The following is a 20,336-nucleotide window of genomic DNA, read 5'->3' as shown; positions in this document are numbered from 1 at the left end:
AAGAATTGTTTTATAAAAAACAAATCATGCACAAATATGATTTTCTGTCAACTTAATTTAGATGCGTTTACCCTGGGCGTATTGTCGATCGCCCACCATTTAGAAATAGACGAGATCCCCTAATCTAAAAAAGTACGAGATCCCCTAATCTAGAAAAGTGCGAGATCCCGCAATCTAAAAAAGTACGATCGCCGATAATTGAGAAAAGTACGATCGCCCACCCGGTCGATCGCGCGGTGGATAAACAAGGACGAGATCCCGTTAATTCGATCGCCCGCAGAATCAATGGCCGATCGCCGGAAACAGAAAAATTACCTAAAAACGGGCGATCGACTCAAAGGAAGTTGTGCCCGGTGTGCGATCGCCCGACTCAGCTCAAACTATCGATAATAATTCGAGCGCACAAAATGACTAGCCCGCCCCGGTCGATCGACTCAGAGGAAATTGTACGGGCGATGTGCGATCGTCCGAGGGGTGTAAAACTATCAACAATCATTCGATCGCACAAAACAACTAGCTTGTAAAGTTGATCGACTCAAAGGAAATTGTACCCGGTGTGCGATCGCCCGGAGGGTGTAAAACTATTGATAATCATTCGATCGAACAAAACTAATCGCCCGCCACGTCGATTATTTGAGCTTGTCATATTATCCCTCTTTTAGTGGGACAATCGTCTCCGCTACAGCTCTTAATATTGAGGCGAGGCGATCGAAATCAACATATGTGGGGATATGTTCTTCGGATATAACTTTTTGCAGGCTTTTCCAATCATCTATCAGTGAACCTACATCTAGACTAACATCAGTTTCAAAGTTTGTCCATTCATCAGACGAAACTATCCAATAGTAATCTATATCATTAATATCTAATGATAGAATGCCCTCTTGTTCCATTTTATTCATGAGTTTATCAAACAATATCCGTAGTTCACCAACCGTCACATTCATCGATTTATCCTCTCTATCTGCGATTAAGTTCTTGTTCTATTTTGATTAACTCATCTCTTTGCTTCTTGATTTGTTTTTGAAGTGCATTAATACGCCCCTGTATAATTTGTTGCCTTATTTGTGGATTTGGTGCGTTTTTAAGCCTGCCATCGTTATCATAAGCATCGGGATTTGCTATGTAGTCATTGAGCTTTTTCTCGTGTTCTTGGATTAGGTCTTGATAGGAGTTTCGGGCTTTCTCCAATTGAGGTGTTGTCATCTTTTGGTAAAGTTGACTCCCTGTACCGCCTGTTCCTTGAGAATATAATACTCCAAGTTCCTGAACTATATTTCTTACACCAGCGGCCAACGTAGTTGTTCCGTGTAGTCCCAAAGCTGCACCTGCTACTATGGCCGGAGCACCTCCGATGCAAGTGAATCCTGCTATACATAAAAATCCACCTCCAGCGGCAGCACCACCGCCTGCTATGATTTCCAAAATTCCTGTGACAATTGCTGCCCCATCTCCTAACCGTTGTCCCCACCAAAAATAATTGTAGTCGGGAAGCCCTTTAAGCCCTCGTTCCACATCTTGTTCCTGTCCATCCCAGTAAGGGTTGAAGACCTGGAATAACCATTTAGTTGAATCTCCGATATTACGTAGATACTGATATACTGCGCCAGCAACAAACATCCCAAGAGGTCTAAAAAAATTCAACAATTGTTGAATAACTTCTGCCAGTGCAGAACGTTTGTTTTCAGGTAATTTTCCACCAGGAGCACCAGAACCACCAGACGGATTATTAGCTAAATAATCATTCCCACTCTCACCTGAAGGGGAATCAGAACCACTACTACCAAAAACCTTTTTAAACTCAGGCTCTTTAATCAGAATAACACTCGGTAGCCGCCAAATATCATCACTAGGCTTGGGAGGCTTCTGAAAATCCACCGGCACCTGTTGTTTCGGCGCCTTATTCAACCGCGGCGCCTCCCCAAATTCAGGCAAATTATTCGTCTGCGTCCCAGTTCCTTCTGGGTCAAATGACCCCCCCGTCACCTCATATTCACCCGGCAAATACTCGCCATCTTCCCAACTAGACTTCGACCAACTTTCACTCCAACTATTCCTGCCATCATCATACTCAGTCCCACTGCGAGTCCAACTCCAACTGTTGCCATTACTCGTATAGACACCCCCTTTCGTCACCGATTCCGAATCGTAACCGCTGACAGTTTCCGTCCAACTGTAACCTCCCTTAAAATAAGACTTGCTGTAACTCTCACTCCAGCTAGAATACTTGGACACCGAACTAGCTACCCCGTTACTATCGTAAGTGCTTTCGCTCGACCATTTCTCGTAACTCGAACTGCCATTTTCAGTTCTTTGGCCATCTTTATAAGTTGTAACTGTCTGTGAATTCCAAGTACGGGAGGTGTCGCTACTGTTAGATGAGGTGGAATTGTTGCCCTCGGTACTGCTATTACTTTTGGTAGCTGTTATTGTGGATTCGTCACTGTTACTTTGAGTAGTATAAGTATCAGCCTTATACTCGCTCTCCCACTGAGCATTATTTTCTGAATAATTTTCAAGCTCGGAATTATAACTAACTTTCCCCTCACTGTTGCTGCTGGAAGAATTCGACTTACTGACAGAATAAGTATCCCGATTGTGGCTGCTAGTTGACGGCCCGTTTTTGTAACTTTGCGTGTCATTCCCTTGACTGACAGAATAATTGTTATTGCGGTTGTTGTGCCAGTATGAGGGGCCGTTGCTGCTGTTGGTTTCTTGAGATTGATTGACGGTGTAAGTGGATTGATTGCTGGTATTTTTTGACGGGCCGTCGTCGTAACTGCTGTGATAATTACTATTGGCTTCTGAATAAGTATCGCGGCTGTTGCTGCTGACTGTTGTGCCGTCTGTTGTAGTGTTGTCCCAAGTTGAATTGATTACTGAATAGTTGTCGCTGCTGTTGCTGGTTTTGGAGGGGCCGCTGCTACTGTTGCTCTCATAGTTCGAGCGATTTACTTGGCTTTCTGACCCGCTGTGAGTGTTGATGGAACTATTACCATTGCTGCTATTCGTCCAATCGGCTTTGCCTTGAATTTGAGTTGAACTGTTGTTGAGAGAACTTCCGGTGCTGCTAGTATAGTGAGTGTTTGAAGTTGATTTTGAACCCCAATCGTCTTGGCGGTTGCCGTTATTCATTGCATAGTCGGTTCCGTATTGACTTTCTGATTGGGAAAAACTGTTTCGGTAACTGTCGGCAGTGGTGTTTGTAGTTTGTTCGGGACTGGTATAATTGCTAGAAGAGCGGGATTTTTGAAGATATGAGCTTTGGTCGTTGCGAGTGCCTTCGTATTTAACTCGGCTGTAGTTTTGCTGCAATTGATTTGTGTTTTCGACTGAGTTTTGGGAAAAGTTTTTGCTGGTGTAGGTAGCAGCATTTGTGCTGGAATCGCTGGTGTATTCGTTAAAAGAGTTGCTCTTGCTGTTGGTGTTGACGGCGTTTTGATCCCAGCTTGATTCGGTGTTTGAGAAGTTGCTATTAGTTTGAGTGTTTGTGGTGGTTGTGCCGTTGGAACTACTGGTAGAGGTAGTTGTATATGGCGCTAATTCTGTGGTATAGGAGCTGGTGCCAGAGTTGTAGTCTCCGGTTGAGGTGCTGGTAGTTTTTGGTGTGCCTGGGGCGTTGGTTGCGGTCGGTCTTTCTGAGGGTTTGGCTGTACTATTCGGAGAGTTACTGACATTTGCATCGGCATCAATCAGCGATTTTGTCAATTGTTTGGTGGCTGCTAATACTGGTATTGCGGGGATTGTTTCTGTGGCGGTAGCAATTGCTAATTCGCGATTTAATATTCCGTATCCTGTCCTTTCGTCCCATGAGGGTACGTCGATGTCTGTTGCTGTTTTTAGGAGGATGTTTTTGATTTGTTGGCGGTTCAGGGATGGGTTGGCTGCCCACATTTGGGAGATGGTATTTGTGACGAAGGCTGCTGCTATTGATGTGCCTTGTTTTGTTTCGGTTGTTGACTGTTCTGCGGTTTTTTGAGTGTTTGTTGGTGCTAGGATATCTAAACCGCCTCCGTAGCTGGAATAGGCGCTGCGGTTGTTGTTTTCGGATGCGCCGACGGTGATGATGTTGTCGAATTCTGTTGAGGCTTGTCCGAGGGCAGAGATGAGAGTTCCTTCATTACCGGCCGCTGCTACAATCAGGATGTTGTTGTCCTGAGCGTATTTAAGTGCTGATTTTTCTTCTGGTGTGAGTTGGTAGCGTGTGGTTTGTGTGCCGTCGGGATTGATTTGGGTTAAGTCGAAGCTGAGGTTGATGAGGGCGTTGGGTTGTTTGGCGGCGATTGCTGCGTTTACAAATTCTATCAGGGATTGATGCCAGTTGCCGCTGCCTGTTGCTCGTCCCAACCAAATCGGAGTCGATTTTTGGGTGGGGTTTTGATTGTCTGTGGCGACGATAATTTCTAAAATTTTGTCGCCGTGTTGGTTGGCTTGGTTTGGTTGGAGTAGGGGGTTGTTGTCGCCCTCGATTAAGTCTTTGCCGAGGCTGATTTGGCTGTAGTTGATGTGGGGATTGTTGGTGGTGAATCCGGTGTCGATGATGCCGATTAATGGTTGGTTTTTTTGGGGGAGGTTGGGGGTTGTTTCTGGTTGGGTTTCTGTGTCGGTGGTTGTGTATTTAAAGTTCGAGATCCCGAAGCCGAAAATTAACTAAAAACGGGCTCTAGACTCAAAGGAAATTCTACCCAAGCGCGATCGCCCGAGTCAGGTCAAACTATTGACAATAATTCGAGCGCACAAAACTAATCGCCTATCAAGTCCATAGCACAAAAGGAATTTGAGATCCAATCACCAAGGCATAACCCATTGCTCATTGAGTAAAGCATAGGTTGATAGAGTCAGATCGAGCGGATCAGAAATAGTCGGAAATACTTCCAGAATCCGTTCAAACCAGATCCGGGAATCGAAATTAGTTTGTCTCGATAACTCAATCAGCATAGCGGTTACGTAGGGACCTGTGGAACTGATTAAATCTGCATAGTGAGCAAATACAGATTCATCTATTTGTACCTGTTGTGTGCGTAATGTTTGGAGCAGAAACATTCCCGATCCTATGGCGTTTTCTATATCCTTTTGTGTTAGCACTTTGTCCTTCAAAGGACGACTACCTAACAAGCGAATATACTCGGAGTTGTATATAAGTTTTAAAGGTTTGTTTTTTAATTCCTCCTCCCACGACCACGGTTCTGCTTCTGGATCTATTTCCAAAACTGTGAAACATCTGCGACCTGTTGTAAGAGCTGTTTCTAAACACCCAGCATCGATATCGGGATTGCCAGTGCGTGGTTCCATTTCCCACTGATTTAACAAATTACGTAAAAGCTCGGGTCGGGAAACAGAAAGAGCTAGAACCCTATCTTCTACTAAGCGGGTGGGCATAGCAATGAATGTGTCAAGGCGTAACTCATTAATTTCCAGACCGCGCAACGTCACACGAATACCTTCCTCATTTCCCGCAGCAGTTGCTAGCAGGTGCCAGCTCTTATCGATTCGTTGCGAACAAGCTTGCTTTAGTTGCTCTAGTAAGACAATTTTACTTCTATCCATCTTTGACCTCTAGCATTTGTATTTGTACTCCAACTCGTAGGTGTAGCACCCAATTCTCTGGCTGCATCTTTCAAAGTGTCACCCAAGACCGTATTTTCAACAGAAATGCCCTGGTCAATTGCTTCTTTGGTGGGAGCGTTCGTTACATTCGTCAATCTGATGGTTGATGGTCTATTTATTCCGTGAGTTCGTAAGGCATCTGCAATCATATTACCACCAATACGACGGGGAAAATCGCGTGGAAATATATCTGACACCTCGATAATGTTTGGATTAACTTCTTTGAAAGTCACCAACGGAGTACGTGGGTCGTTAGGTGAGGTGCTCCACTCTACCTGAGTATAGCCGTCATACGTTTGACTGCTCCTTATAGGTGGTTCATAGGGTCTACCTCCACTGTTCCTCTTACCTGATGAACTCTGAAAAACTACCCCCAGATTTTCAGCTATGTCGGCTAATATATTTGCTAATCCACGGGAAGCTGTACCAGAGCCATGTAGCGCTAGAGCGGTTCCTGCTACTATGGCAGGAGCACCTGCAATGCAGCCGAATCCTGTTACACATAAACTACTACCGCCACCAGCAGCCCCACTACCCCCTATTATCTCTAAAATCCCTGTGACAATTGCTGCCCCATCTCCAAAAGTTCGCCCTGCCTTAAAAGGCCAGGTTTGAGGAAGCCCACGCTCCACATCTTGTTCTAATCGGTTCCATCCAGGGCTCAAAACCTCCAGCAACCATGTAGCTGGTTCTCCATTATTACGCAACCATTGATAGACTGCGCCAGCAACAAACTCTCCAAGAGGTCTAAAAAAATTCAACAATTGTTGAATAACTTCTGCCAGTGCAGAACGTTTGTTTTCAGGTAATTTTCCACCAGGAGCACCAGAACCACCAGACGGATTATTAGCTAAATAATCATTCCCACTCCCACCTGAAGGCGCATCAACTTCATAACTAGCAAAGACATCTTTAAACTCAGGCTCCTTAACAATAAAAGTCGGCAACTGCCAAATATCATCACTAGGCTTCGGCAACTTCTGAAAATCAATCGGCACCTCTTGTTTCGGCGCCTTATTCAACCGCGGCGCCTCCCCAATTGAGGGCAAATCATTAACCTGCTCCCCCGTCCCCGAAGCATCGAACCCTCCCCCTGCTGACGAGGACTCAATCGTCGTATACTCCCCATCTTTCCAACTATATTTCGACCAACTTTCACTCCAACTATTCCTTCCATCATCCCATACTGTCCCGCTGCGAGTCCAACTCCAACTGCTGCCATTACTCGTATAGACACCCCCTTTCGTCACCGATTCTGAGTCGTAACCGCTCACAGTTTCCGTCCAACTGTAACCTTCCTTAAAATAATACTTGCTGTAACTTGAACTCCAGCTAGAATACTTGGACACCGAACTAGCTACGCCGTTACTATCGTAAGTGCTTTCGCTCGACCATTTCTCGTAACTCGAACTGCCATTTTCTGTTATTTGGCCATCTTGATAAGTGATAACTGTCTGTGAATTGCCAGTTCTTGAGGTATGGCTACTGTGAGATGAAGTAGAATTACTGCCCGAGGTGCTGCTGTTACTTTTGATAGCGGTTATTGTCGATTCATCGCTGTTGCTTTGAGTAGTATAAGTATCAGCATTATACTCGCTTTCCCACTGAGCATGATTTTCTGAATAATTTTCAAGTTCGGAATTATAACTGACTTGACCCTCACTGTTGCTGCTGGAAGAATTCGACTTACTGACAGAATAAGTATCCCGATTGTGGCTGCTAGTTGACGGCCCGTTTTTGTAGTTTTGGGTGTCATTGGTCTGAGTTACCGAGTAATTATTACCTCGATTGTTTTGCCAATATGATGGGCCGTTGCTGCCCGAAGTTTCCAGAGACTGATTGACGGTATATGTGTCTCTGTTGCTGGTATTTTTTGACTTGCCGTCATCGTAACTGCTGTTAGAGTTACTTTACTATTTGGTTCTGAATAAACATCCAATAACTCATCGAGATTTACTGAGGTTTTTATCATCAAATACCCAAATGCAAAATAAAGAATTCACCCTCAATTACCTGATTAGCATAATTGAGCAAAATCCGCAGTTTTTCAAGGAGCAAGTCTCGCTCAACTTCGATAGTGTAAACTTTGGGTGGAGTTGAAACCTTTCTGTCATTTTTTATAATTATCCCCCCATCAAGCTGAAATCTCTCAGGAGCTTTTGAAAATAAGCGATACCATGAATCGATTACGTGATAAAACATTTCCCCATCTTCTTGGTGAATAATTGTAATACCGTAAAGCGATAATCCCTTTGTTTTCTTTTTATAGGGAAGTGAAAGATGAGTACACGGTATCCACATTAAGGTATCATTCATGTACCGCATTATGTCATCGTGGATACTAACTTCAAACTCCTTTTCATAATAATTCATGCACTTTGCATAACTGACTTCTCCTTCTCTTAAGCAAAAAAATCTATGTTCTAGCGCCATATTTCAACAACCCTCTTTATTCTCTTAACACTTAATTCAATCAGCGGCCAGACCAAACTTCTCCAATCGTAACTGCTGTTAGAGTTACTTTACTATTTGGTTCTGAATAAACATCCAATAACTCATCGAGATTTACTGAGATTTTTATCATCAAATACCCAAATGCAAAATAAAGAATTCACCCTCAATTACCTGATTAGCATAATTGAGTAAAATCCGAAGCTTTTCAAGGAGCAAGTCTCGCTCAACTTCGATAGTGTGAACTTTTGGTGGACTAGAAACCGTTCTGTCAGCTTCTATAATTATTCCTCCATCAAGCTGAAATTTCTCAGGAGCTTTTGAAAATAAGCGATACCATGACTCGATCACATGATAAAACATTTCAACACCTTCTTGATTAATAATTGTATCACCGTAAAGCATTAATCCGTGAGCCTTCCTTCTATGTCTAACTGAAAGATGAGTACATGGTATCCACATTAGGGTATCATTCATGTAGCGCATTACATCATCGTGGATACTGACTTCAAACTTAATTTTGAAGTATTTCATGTACTCTGCATAACTCACTTCTCCTTCTCTTAAGCAGAAAAATCTATGTTCTAGCGCCATATTTCAACAACCCTCTTTATTCTCTTAACACTTGATTCAATCAGCGGCGAGGCCAAACTTTTCCAAAAGATATTATACCATATTCTCCTTGACCTAAATCTACTAAATCTATGTATCTATCTCCCAGTTCGTACCTAGAAACATTTGAGGTAGCTCCACTTATTCGGCGTATTTCGGTTCTATTATTATTCAGAACTACTTGTTTAAACTTCTCTGCTAGGTCAATATATTCCTGCACATTCGCTGCCTCTACTTCCGTACCATGATCCCTAAAATGGTTTTTTACAGAATTTTCTGCTGTAGTGGAACCACCTTGATGCCATGAACGAGTATCGATATACTCATACGCTGGATTCAAAAATTCTTCCAAGTCCCCTTCTGGAACATCATCCCAAGGATTATGACCGGAATTACTTTGAAGAACCTGAACAATCAGATTAGATAGATCCTGAGCGCTAACTCCCACTAAGCTGATCCCATGTGCTAGCGCTCCCAATCCTGCAGCAACCAGTGCGGGGTTTCCAGTTAAACCACCTCCAATACTACCACCAGTTCCCAACAAAATTTCCGCTATTCCTTGCAAAATTCCGATTAAATCAGCAGCACCTCTTCCTAACTGAGCTGCTTTACTCTTTTGTAAGAGTTTTTCCAGTTTGTCTCGTGCTTGTGCTCCTCCTGGTATCAGAAGGTCAGTGAAAGGTTGAAGTAAAGCCCCATTATTCTTGAGATAGTAGTAAAGAAGTGCGCCTAAAAATTCTAGAACAGCTTGCTTGCCTTGTTGAGATAGCTCTAACAACCTTTGGATAAATCTACGCAATTTTGCCAAAAATTTGTCCCAAGGGCTTTCGTTTTTAGGGCTACTTGCATTAAAATAGCCATCTCCATTAATCACTTTCTGAGACGTAAGCTCTTTGTAAATATCAGTTGGGAGCCAAAAAGTCTTATCTTCTGAAGCATTTTTAGATGCACCATCTTTAAAAATCACAGTCGGCAACTGCCAAATATCATCACTCGGCTTCGGAGGCTTCACTAAATCCGGTGGCACCTGTTGTTTCGGCGCCTTATTCAACCGCGGCGCTTCCCCAAATGAGGGCAAATTATTCGTCTGGGTCTGTGTTCCTTCTGGGTCAAATGACCCCCTCGTTACCTCATATTCACCCGGCAAATACTCGCCATCTTCCCAACTAGACTTCGACCAACTTTCACTCCAACTATTCCTGCCATCATCATACTCAGTCCCGCTGCGAGTCCAACTCCAACTGCTGCCATTACTCGTCGAAACACCCTCTTTCGTCACCGATTCCGAATCGTAACCGCTGACAGTTTCCGTCCAACTGTAACCTCCCTGAAAATCAGACTTGCCGTAACTTGAACTCCAGCTAGAATACTGGGACACCAAACTAGCTACGCCGTTACTATCGTAAGTGCTTTCGCTCGACCATTTCTCGTAACTCGAACTGCCATTTTCGCTTTTTTGGCCATCTTGATAAGTGATAACTGTCTGTGAATTGCCAGTTCTTGAGGTATGGCTACTGTGAGATGAAGTAGAATTACTGCCCGAGGTGCTGCTGTTACTTTTGGTAGCGGTTATTGTGGATTCATCGCTGTTGCTTTGAGTAGTATAAGTATCAGCATTATACTCGCTTTCCCACTGAGCATGATTTTCTGAATAATTTTCAAGTTCGGAATTATAACTGACTTGACCCTCACTGTTGCTGCTGGAAGAGTTCGACTTGCTGAGAGAATAAGTATCCCGACTGTGGCTGCTAGTTGACGGGCCGTCTTTGTAGTTTTGCGTGTCATTGGTCTGAGTTACCGAGTAATTATTATCTCGATTGTTTTGCCAGTATGATGGGCCGTTGCTGCTGTTGGTTTCTTGAGATTGATTGACGGTGTAAGTGGATTGATTGCTGGTATTTTTTGACTGACCGTCATCGTAACTGCTGTGATAATTACTATTGGCTTCTGAATAAGTATCGCGGCTGTTGCTGCCGACTGTTTTGCCGTCTGTTGTAGTGTTGCCCCAGGTGGAATTGATTGCTGAATCGATCGCCCGTAAAGTCCGGCGCCGAAAGAATCGAGCGCCCGTAAAGTTTTGTGTACAAAAGTTCGAGCACCTACAGAATCGATCGCCCGTAAAAAGTTCGAGCGCACAGTTCGAGCGCCCCCAAAGTTGATCGCCCGTAAAATCCCGTGTACAAAAGTTCGAGCGCCCGCCAAGTCGAACGCCCGTAAAGTCCAATGTGAAAAAGTTCGATCGCCCGTAAAGTCGATCGCCCGATCGTCAGCGTACAAAAGTTCGAGCGCCCGCCAAGTCGAACGCCCGCAGAAGGCGTATACAAAAGTTCGAGCGCTCATAAAGTCGATTCTATTTATATAGGAATCAGGAGGGATGATCTAAGGATTAAAACCCAGTTATCAAAATCTATCGCACACAGCAATTCGCTATGTATTTGTCATGACACCATTCTTGAAAGCATTTATGACTGGTTAATGTTGGGCAGATATCATGGGCGATTGAAACAAATGTTGTAATTAGGTTGCAAATCATACTTTTTAGATTGTGCCCTGTCAGGGGTTCCTCTTCTATATATTGTCCCCACGAATCTTTTGAGTTGTTAGCAATGTTACTGCTTTCCATAACAAGAGGCCGACAATTTATCTTCACCAGTTTTTCTACATGACTAAAAATTAGCCGTCTTTCAATTCCTTGTTCATAAAAATCCAAACAGAAAGAACTGGAGTTAGAATCTTCTACAAATTTTAACAAATCAGAAAGTTGCTCCACTACTGTCATTAAATCTATTGAAACATCAACGGGCCACGGTAATTCTCCAAAACCTTCTACTCGAAATCTTACTAAATTAGACTTTTCTAATTCTTCACAAATCACAGGAAAGATTTCTTTCACATCCTCTATTTCCTCAAGCTTTAAGTCGTAATCACCATTGAATTCATCGTCACTTACCCACGGGTTTTCAAGAACTTGCTCTTGTCGCCATCCTAATCTGTTTATTTCCAAGCACATCAGAAACATAATATTCCTCCTAAGGGTTCATAATTGGAAAAGCAGTTTTATATCCTCCACCTGGTATAGGCACAACAGTTGCACGAGTTGCAGGTATTATTGTACCGTCTGGTAATATTAGTTGTCCAAGACCTTCAGGAATATCAACTATTTCTGGATCGTCACCTATATTTGGTCTTAAATCTCGGAGAAACTCAGCAGCTTTTTGATTATCTAACCATTGTCCTTGAGCTTGTTTCTTGCCGGCAGCTCTTCCCCTAAGATTATCTGTATTTTTTGAGGCTTGACCGTGCCTCTCAAATGTATGTCCGAATGTGGGCTTACTCTTCCAATTATCCCAATTCAATGCACTACTGCCCCCCCCATTGCCTGTAGCGCTCTGAAAAACAATTCCAAGTTCCTCAACTATATTTCTTACACCAGCCGCCAACGTAGTTGTTCCGTGTAGTCCCAAAGCTACACCTCCTACTATAGCTGGAGCACCTCCGATGCAAGGTAATCCTGCTACGCATAAAGCTCCACCTCCAGCAGCAGCACCACCACCTGCTATGATTTCTAAAATTCCTGTGACAATTGCCGCCCCATCTCCTAACCGTTGTCCCCACCAAAAATAATTGTAGTCGGGAAGCCCTTTAAGCCCTCGTTCCACATCTTGTTCCTGTCCATCCCAGTAAGGGTTGAAGACCTGGAATAACCATTTAGTTGAATCTCCGATATTACGTAGATACTGATATACTGCGCCAGCAACAAACAGCCCAAGAGGTCTAAAAAAATTCAACAATTGTTTGATAACTTCTGCCAGTGCAGAACGTTTGTTTTCAGGTAATTTTCCACCAGGAGCACCAGAACCACCAGACGGATTATTAGCTAAATCATCATTCCCACTCTCACCTGAAGGGGAATCAGAACCACTACTACCAAAGACCTCTTTAAATTGAGGCTCCTTAAAAATCACAGTCGGCAACTGCCAAATATCATCACTAGGCTTCGGAGGCTTCTGAAAATCCACCGGCACTTCTTGTTTCGGCGGCTGATTCAACCGCGGCGCCTCCCCAAATTCCGGCAAATTATTCATCTCGGTCCCAGTGACTTCCGGGTCAAATGACCCCCCCGTCACCTCATATTCACCCGGCAAATACTCGCCATCCTTCCAACTAGACTTCGACCAACTTTCACTCCAACTATTCCCCCCATCATCCCAAACTGTCCCGCTGCGAGTCCAACTCCAACTGCTGCCACTACTCGTATAGACATCTCTTTTAGTCACCGATTAATAGTCGTAACCGTTCAGGGTTTCTGTCCAACTGTAACCTCCCTTAAAATAAGATTTGCTGTAACTCTCACTCCACATCGATCGCGCTGGCAAAGGGAGCATCCCAGTTTTGCACTAAGTATAAATACCGATAGAATTTACAGCAGATTGATGAGAGAATATAAATCAGAGACAATGCGATAAACCGAGTAGATATGACCCCAGAAGAACAGCAGAAAATCAAAATAAATCTCCAAGAAATAGCAGCTATATTTTATAAAAACACCCCAGTAGAAAAACTACAAGACTTTGAATCTGTAGAACTGAGTGTGAGGGAACATTTAATTGAAACAGTAGCACCAGAAATTAGCGGTTTTTTTTTAACTCGGCGGGTGGACAAGGTTCGGGTAGAAAAAGAACCATAAAAAGTTGTGTAGGAGAAATAACTCTATCGAGTAAACAAGCGCAAAGGTTGGGAGTGAAGAAGGGAAGTCGTCTGAGTCCTAACTTGGAAAAATGTTGTTTATTATTAGTAGGAAATGAATCTTTTGCCAATGCCGAGAGAGACCTCAAAATGTTGACAGGAATTTATGTACCCCACAGTACACAACATCGGCTATTAGAGCGTTACAAATTGCTGCCGCCTGAAACTACCGGGAAAGTAAAAGCATTGAGTATAGACGGAGGAAACGTCAGACTAAGAACTCAGGAAGGAGAAGAAAGTGTCTGGAAGAATTATAAGGCAGTTAAGATACATGGCCTTTGTAGCAGCAGCCTTTTTTCAAAATAATGCAGATTTAGTGGGGTGGGTAAATAGCCAAATCAAGAGTGAAGCAATAACTTGTTTGGGAGATGGTCATGATGGAGTGTGGAATCTATTTAGTCAAATTGGGACTAGAGAACAAAGAAGAGAGGTACTAGATTGGTATCATTTGATAGAAAATTTACATAAAGTAGGAGGTTCTCTCAAACGACTGAGGAGAGCGCAGAACAAACTGTGGGAAGGGTCAACAGTAGAAGCTATAGCCGAATTTGTAGGGGTTACGAGTAAAGCGAGTGAAAAGTTCCAGAAATATCTGCGAAAACATCAGTCAAGAATCCCAGATTACCAGAATTATCAACAGGAGGGTATTGACATTGGTTCGGGAGCTGTAGAGTCTTTAATTAAACAGATTGGAGCAAGAATTAAGATTGTAGGTGCACAGTGGAACGAAAAAAATGTGCCTCAAATTTTAAGACTGAGATGTGCGTATTTAAATAATGACATCAGGCTAGGTGTTTCTGCTTAGTTAAAAAGTGGGATGCTCCCCTGGCAAATACGGTAAATTAATCGCATTATTGCTACGTAAAGATTAATTTAGGAGTTGCGATCGCTTTCGTTCCGATTTTTTACCGACGTGCAACTGCTTCCAGAACTGTCAGAGTCCAATTGCAATCTTCTGGGGAAATCACAACCACCTTAAAACCATACTTTTTACCCTCTAATTTTACCCCTTCAGAATCATCCACATGCAAGTCAATACCAAACGCTCGCGGATTTTTGCTGGGCAAGGAATCGCCTGGATAGCGATGCAGATGAGCTCTATGGATATTTTGATTGATGACCCCTGCTACTTGAATGCCGTAGCAACGCAACCACAGGCGTACAGAGCAAGGGGAACGGTAGGAAGTTGTATAAATCCATATTTCGTGTCCCCACGTTTTCAATTCCTGCATCAATGCGCGTGTTCCCAGTCGCAATGGTTCGTTAATCCAAGGTTTGAGGAAAAATGGTACCCGATTGGGTTCCCACGGGGCTTCTTTCCGAGCGCAAATTAGAGTGTCATCAAGGTCAAATGAAATCCGCATATTTAATTAATTCGATAGCCTCAAAGAAAATTTGCTCCTGTGTGCTATCGCCCACAATCTCAAAAAGTACGATCGCCCGTAATTTAAAAAGTGGGATCGCTGACTAATTCTCGGTAATTTAGATAAGGTTTCAGGAAAAAAGATATCCACTTGAGTTCTTACGGGGTCTCTTTATTTTCGGTATTTTTTCGTCTGAGTGCTTGTACGTAAACATACAAACCAGGACGAGCCAGCTCTTTTCCATCTGAGAGGACATATGCAATATCTAGGCGAGCATCTGACCAAATAATTGCTAATGTCTGCTTGCTCGCTTCACACGAAATTAGAGGATGAAGCTCTGTCAGGCGTTGATACATTATACTCGCCCTCGCAAGTCGCTCCTTTCTTCTGCCCGTACTCTGAGCTGTTTCTACTGCTAAGTCAAAAGACTTTTTTTGGATATCTCGTATTTCCAGCTCTACTTGAGAAGTTGTATGTAATTTAGTCAGAGCTTGGTTATCGACTGGGAGTTGAGGAATAGGGCATGGATTCTGAGGAGGTGCAACCTCTGGGATAGCTTCTATTGGTCTCATCTCCAATTCATTAGCTTTTATTTGCTTCGTCTCCCATTCATTTGATTGAGTTGATTGGCACCCACAAATTGATACCATCACCAGTATTATACCTAACTTCCAAATATGATATCTAGCTGCTTGTAAAAGACTAGGACTCTCCTTTCTTAAAAATGTTTTAAAAGGGGGTTCTGTGTGATAGGTTTTTTTAGCTTTGTATAACGATGACATATTCCGATCGGCTCCTTTGTTGTCAAATATTAGCTGGCACTACTTCAGGTAATATCGAGTAAAAAATGCTCAATTAAAACGGTATTAAACGAATTGCTTCATCAAATTTCCGTTGCTCTATAAGTTGTAGAAAAGTATCAAATAACTTAAACCCAGCAGCTCTATCAAATTCTGTAGCAAGCAAGCTGGGATTGTTGAAGTAGACCTCCTTTAGTGTCCGCGAGCCAAGCAACCGCTCTAGACTAACAACTACTCTTACTTGATCTTTATACCCTCCTGCATCATCCCAAGGGCGTCCCGAAGCCCGGAATGCTTGCATAGCAAGACGTTGAGTAAGACCTTCCATAAGATTTGGGCCCAATGTAGTAGTTAAATTTCGATTTTGATTGATGTGCAACATTTCATGAACCATTGTTTTTAGTAGCGTCATATCGTCTGTATTTAAATCAGAATTAATGAATAGCCTTCCATTAGTTACGAGACCATACAAATTGCCGTATTCCTGTTTAGCTTTTCCTGATGGCCAATTATTTGCTCTATCCATTGCATCCAGAATCCCTTTAGTGTCAGTCACCTGTAGTACACCAGGCTGAATCAATTTATCAGCATCCTCACCATAAAATACCCGCAGTATGAGTAGTGCTAGTCTATGTTGAGCTTCAAACCTGCTAAGCGTGGTAGGGTTATTTACACTAAGATAGCCATCTCCATTAATTACCTTCTGAGACAGAAGCTCTTTGTAAATCTCAGTTGGCAACCAAAAAGTCTTGCCTCCTGAAGTATTTTTAGATGCAGAATCTTTAAAAATCGCAGTCGGCAACTCCCAAATATCATCACTCGGCTTCGGCAACTTCTGAAAATCCACCGGCACATCTTGTTTCGGCGCCTTATTCAACCGCGGCGCTTCCCCAAATTCCGGCAAATTATTCGGGAGCGTCCCAGTTCCTTCCGGGTCAAATGACCCCCCCGTCACCTCATATTCACCCGGCAAATACTCCCCATCTTCCCAACTAGACTTCGACCAACTTTCACTCCAACTATTCCTCCCATCATCATACTCAGTCCCGCTGCGAGTCCAACTCCAACTGCTGCCATTACTCGTATAGACACCCCCTTTCGTCACCGATTCTGAGTCGTAACCGCTCACAGTTTCCGTCCAACTGTAACCTCCCTTAAAATAATACTTGCTGTAACTTGAACTCCAGCTAGAATACTGGGACACCGAACTAGCTACGCCGTTACTATCGTAAGTGCTTTCGCTCGACCATTTCTCGTAACTCGAACTGCCATTTTCTGTTCTTTGGCCATCTTTATAAATGGTAACTGTCTGTGAATTCCAAGTACGGGAGGTGTCGCTACTGTTAGATGAGGTGGAATTGTTGCCCTCGGTGCTGCTGTTACTTTTGGTAGCGGTTATTGTCGATTCGTCGCTGTTACTTTGAGTAGTATAAGTATCAGCATTATACTCGCTCTCCCACTGAGCATGATTTTCTGAATAATTTTCAAGCTCGGAATTATAACTAACTTTCCCCTCACTGTTGCTGCTGGAAGAATTAGATTTGCTGAGAGAATAAGTATCCCGACTGTGGCTGCTAGTTGACGGGCCGTCTTTGTAGTTTTGCGTGTCATTGGTCTGAGTTACCGAGTAATTATTATCTCGATTGTTTTGCCAGTATGATGGGCCGTTGCTGCTGTTGGTTTGTTCAGATTGATTGACGGTGTAAGTGGATTGATTGCTGGTATTTTTTGACGGGCCGTCGTCGTAACTGCTGTGATAATTACTATTGGCTTCTGAATAAGTATCGCGGCTGTTGCTGCTGACTGTTGTGCCGTCTGTTGTAGTGCTGTCCCAAGTTGAATTGATTGCTGAATAGTCGTTGCTGCTGTTGCTGGTTTTGGAGGGGCCGCTGCTACTGTTGCTCTCATAATTCGAGCGATTTACTTGGCTTTCTGACCCGCTGTGAGTGTTGGTGTAACTGCTGTTATTGCTGCCCGACGTCCAATCGGCTTTGCCTTGAATTTGAGTTGAACTGTGGTTGAGAGAACTGCCGGTGCTGCTAGTATAGTGAGTGTTTGAAGTTGATTTTGAACCCCAATCGTCTTGGCGGTTGCCGTTATTCGTTGCATAGTCGGTTCCGTATTGACTGTCTGATTGGGAAAAACTGTTTCGGTAACTGTCGGCAGTGGTGTTTGTAGTTTGTGAAGGAGTGGTATAATTGCTAGAACTGCGGGATTTTTGAAGATATGAGCTTTGGTCGTTGCGAGTGCCTTCGTATTTAACTCGGCTGTAGTTTTGCTGCGATTGATTTTTGTTTTCTACTGAGTTTTGAGAAAAGTTTTTGCTGGTGTAGGTACTGGCAGATGTGTTTGAATCGCTGGTGGATTGGTTAAAAGAGTTGCCCTTGCTGTTGGTTTGGACGGCGTTTTGATCCCAGCTTGATTCGGTGTTTGAGAAGTGGCTGTTGGTTTGAGTGTTTGTGGTGGTTGTACCGTGGGAACTACTGGTAGAGGTGGTTGTATGTGGCGCTAGTTCTGTGGTATAAGAGCTAGTGCCTTCATTGCTGTTTCCGGTTGAGGTGCTGGTGGTTTTTGGTGTGCCTGGGGCGGTGGTTGCAGTTGCTCTTTCTGAGGGTTTGGATGGGGTATTGTTGGGTGTGTTGCTGGGATTTGCATCGGCATCAATTAAGGGTTTTGTCCAGTGTTTGGTAGCTGCCAAGACTGGGATTGCGGGGATTGTTTCTGTGGCTGTGGCTATTGCTAATTCTGGGTTTAATATTCCGTATCCTGTTCTTTCGTCCCATGAGGGTACGTCGATGTCTGTTGCTGTGTTTAGGAGGATGTTTTTGATTTGTTGGCGGTTCAGGGATGGGTTGGCTGCCCACATTTGCCAGATGGTGTTTGTGACGAATGCGGCTGCTATTGATGTGCCTTGTTTGGATTGGGTTGTTGATGGTTCTGCTGTTTGTGTAAGGCTTGTTGGTGCTAGGATATCTAATCCGCCTCCGTAGCTGGAATAGGCGGCGCGGTGGTTGTTGTCGGATGCTCCCACTGTGATGATGTTGTCGAATTCTGTGGAGGCTTGTCCGAGGGCTGAAATGAGTGTTCCTTCGTTTCCAGCGGCTGCTACAATCAGGATGTTGTTGTCAAGGGCGTATTTGAGTGCTGATTTTTCTTCTGCTGTCAATTTGTGCCGTGTGGTTTGTGTGCCGTCGGGGTTGATTTGGGTTAAGTCGAAGCTGAGGTTGATGAGGGCGTTGGGTTGTTTGGCGGCGATTGCTGCGTTTACAAATTCTATCAGGGATTGATGCCAGTTGCCGCTGCCTGTTGCTCGTCCCAACCAAATCGGAGTCGATTTTTGGGTGGGGTTTTGATTGTCTGTGGTGGCGATAATTTCTAAAATTGTGTCGCCGTGTTGGTTTCCTTGGTTTGGTTGGAGTAGGGGGTTGTTGTCGCCCTCGATTAAGTCTTTGCCGAGGCTGATTTGGCTGTAGTTGATGTGGGGATTGTTGGTGGTGAATCCGGTGTCGATGATGCCGATTAATGGTTGGTTTTTTTGGGGGAGGTTGGGGGTTGTTTCTGGTTGGGTTTCTGTGTCGGTGGTTGTGTATTCGTTGATGGTTGTTTCGGAGTGGCTGTCAGTTGCAGTTGCGATGAAGGAGTCGGGGATGATATGAAGTGAATTGTCTGGCTGATTGTTGGCGTCGGATGATATTTCGGGAGTAATGGCGATGTTTTCGGAGTCGAAGTCGGGGTTGACAAATTCGTCGATAGTTGTTGGTGGCTGATTTTTGCTGTCGGCGGTGATATTTTCCGATTGTTGTGAGTGATGATTTTCGGTGACGGCAATTTCGGGTATAATAGTTTGGGCGTCGGTAACTATGTATTCTGATGCGGATGGTTGATGATTTTGGCGGGATTCTGTTTCGGGAATGTTAGGAAATTGTTGGGCGAATATGCTGTTGAGAGTTTCCGACTGTTGGGAAATTTCTTCGGGAGAAATTAGCGGGAAATTTTCAGGAGTTTGGCTGGCTATTTCGGGGGTATCGATAAGAGTTGGAGAGGTGTTTTCAATTTCCCCGGTGAGAATGTCTGTGGATGCTGCGGGTATTGCTGGTATTTCTGGTTTGTCGGGTTGGAAAAAGACGGATGTTTCGATTTTGTCTCCTGTGATGAAGTCGATTGATTTGGCATCTGCGATGGCTGGTTGAATGTTTTCTGAGATAGTTGGGATTGTGTTTTCGGAAACTTGCGGGTTTTGAGTTTCTGTCGTTGGGGAGTTTTCGGGTTTTGTTTCAGCAGGATTTGTCGCGCAATTGCAAATTTCGGAAACTGTCGAGTTTTTGGTTTCTGTCGCTGGGGAGTTTTCGGTTTTTATCTCAGCAGGATTCGGATCGGAATTGGGAGTTTCGGAAACTGTCGAGTTTTCAGTTTCTGCTGTGGGAGAGTTTTCGGTTTTTGGATCGGCAGAATTTGGATCGGAATTGGGAGTTTCGGAAACAGTCGGATTTTCAGTTTCTACTGCGGGAGAATCTGTTTTTGGATCGGCTGGATTTGGATCGGAATTGGGATTTTTGGAAACAGTCGGATTTTCAGTTTCTCCTGCGGGAGAATCTGTTTTTGGATCTGCAGAATTCGGATCTGAATTGCGATTTTCAGAAACAGTCGGGTTTTTGGTTTGTGTCGCAGAGGAATTTTCCGTTTTTGGATCTGCAGAATTCGGATCTGAATTGCGATTTTCAGAAACAGTCGGGTTTTTGGTTTGTGTCGCAGAGGA

Annotated in this window: 13 protein-coding genes and 1 pseudogene; 2 read left to right on the top strand and 12 right to left on the bottom strand. The window is 43.8% G+C overall.

Features of this window, described 5'->3' with window-relative positions; translation table 11 throughout:
* The first annotated feature begins 236 nt into the window (after positions 1-236).
* Positions 237-524 (top strand): hypothetical protein, encoded by a 288-nt coding sequence (locus tag QT973_RS02370; protein ID WP_333058548.1) that lies wholly within the window; start codon positions 237-239, stop codon positions 522-524.
* 123 nt (positions 525-647) lie between these two features.
* On the opposite strand, the gene QT973_RS02365 is transcribed toward QT973_RS02370, so the two are convergent.
* From QT973_RS02365 to QT973_RS02325, 9 genes are all read right to left on the bottom strand, one after another.
* Positions 648-947 (bottom strand): hypothetical protein, encoded by a 300-nt coding sequence (locus QT973_RS02365; protein WP_333209759.1) that lies wholly within the window; start codon positions 945-947, stop codon positions 648-650.
* A gap of 13 nt (positions 948-960) precedes the next feature.
* Complete coding sequence (locus QT973_RS02360) at positions 961-4,548, bottom strand: S8 family serine peptidase (RefSeq protein WP_333390491.1); 3,588 nt, start codon at positions 4,546-4,548, stop codon at positions 961-963.
* Positions 4,549-4,788: 240 nt separating this feature from the next.
* Complete coding sequence (locus QT973_RS02355; RefSeq protein WP_333058546.1) at positions 4,789-5,547, bottom strand: hypothetical protein; 759 nt, start codon at positions 5,545-5,547, stop codon at positions 4,789-4,791.
* On the bottom strand, positions 5,520-6,956 hold the full coding sequence (locus QT973_RS02350; RefSeq protein ID WP_333058545.1) for a hypothetical protein: 1,437 nt from the start codon (positions 6,954-6,956) through the stop codon (positions 5,520-5,522). Before QT973_RS02350 ends, QT973_RS02355 begins: the two co-directional genes overlap by 28 nt.
* A gap of 622 nt (positions 6,957-7,578) precedes the next feature.
* Positions 7,579-8,040 (bottom strand): hypothetical protein, encoded by a 462-nt coding sequence (locus QT973_RS02345; RefSeq protein WP_333058544.1) that lies wholly within the window; start codon positions 8,038-8,040, stop codon positions 7,579-7,581.
* A gap of 150 nt (positions 8,041-8,190) precedes the next feature.
* A complete protein-coding gene (locus QT973_RS02340; protein WP_333058543.1) occupies positions 8,191-8,652 on the bottom strand; it encodes a Coagulation factor 5/8 type-like protein in 462 nt (153 codons plus the stop codon).
* A gap of 40 nt (positions 8,653-8,692) precedes the next feature.
* Complete coding sequence (locus tag QT973_RS02335) at positions 8,693-10,894, bottom strand: hypothetical protein (protein ID WP_333390485.1); 2,202 nt, start codon at positions 10,892-10,894, stop codon at positions 8,693-8,695.
* 183 nt (positions 10,895-11,077) lie between these two features.
* Positions 11,078-11,689 carry a hypothetical protein gene (locus QT973_RS02330; RefSeq protein ID WP_333058585.1) on the bottom strand — a complete coding sequence of 204 codons (612 nt, stop codon included), beginning with the start codon at positions 11,687-11,689 and terminating at the stop codon, positions 11,078-11,080.
* 10 nt (positions 11,690-11,699) lie between these two features.
* Positions 11,700-12,719 carry a hypothetical protein gene (locus tag QT973_RS02325; RefSeq protein WP_333390483.1) on the bottom strand — a complete coding sequence of 340 codons (1,020 nt, stop codon included), beginning with the start codon at positions 12,717-12,719 and terminating at the stop codon, positions 11,700-11,702.
* Between the two features lie 428 nt (positions 12,720-13,147).
* On the opposite strand from QT973_RS02325, the pseudogene QT973_RS02320 reads away from it, so the two are divergent.
* Positions 13,148-14,221, top strand: a pseudogene (locus QT973_RS02320) (ISKra4 family transposase).
* A 100-nt stretch (positions 14,222-14,321) separates the two neighbouring features.
* Here the strand turns inward: QT973_RS02320 and QT973_RS02315 are convergent.
* The 3 genes from QT973_RS02315 to QT973_RS02305 all read right to left on the bottom strand — a co-directional run.
* Complete coding sequence (locus QT973_RS02315) at positions 14,322-14,780, bottom strand: hypothetical protein (protein WP_333058582.1); 459 nt, start codon at positions 14,778-14,780, stop codon at positions 14,322-14,324.
* Between the two features lie 158 nt (positions 14,781-14,938).
* A complete protein-coding gene (locus tag QT973_RS02310; RefSeq protein ID WP_333058581.1) occupies positions 14,939-15,562 on the bottom strand; it encodes a hypothetical protein in 624 nt (207 codons plus the stop codon).
* A 73-nt stretch (positions 15,563-15,635) separates the two neighbouring features.
* Positions 15,636-20,336, bottom strand: a 4,701-nt coding sequence (locus QT973_RS02305; RefSeq protein WP_333390480.1) for a S8 family serine peptidase, incomplete at its 5' end; no start/stop codon positions are given.

It is taken from the genome of Microcoleus sp. Z1_A1 (assembly GCF_036700305.1).
GTDB lineage: Bacteria > Cyanobacteriota > Cyanobacteriia > Cyanobacteriales > Microcoleaceae > Microcoleus.
Note: the sequence above shows the minus strand (reverse complement) of the source record. Positions and strands in the feature narration are given on the sequence as shown.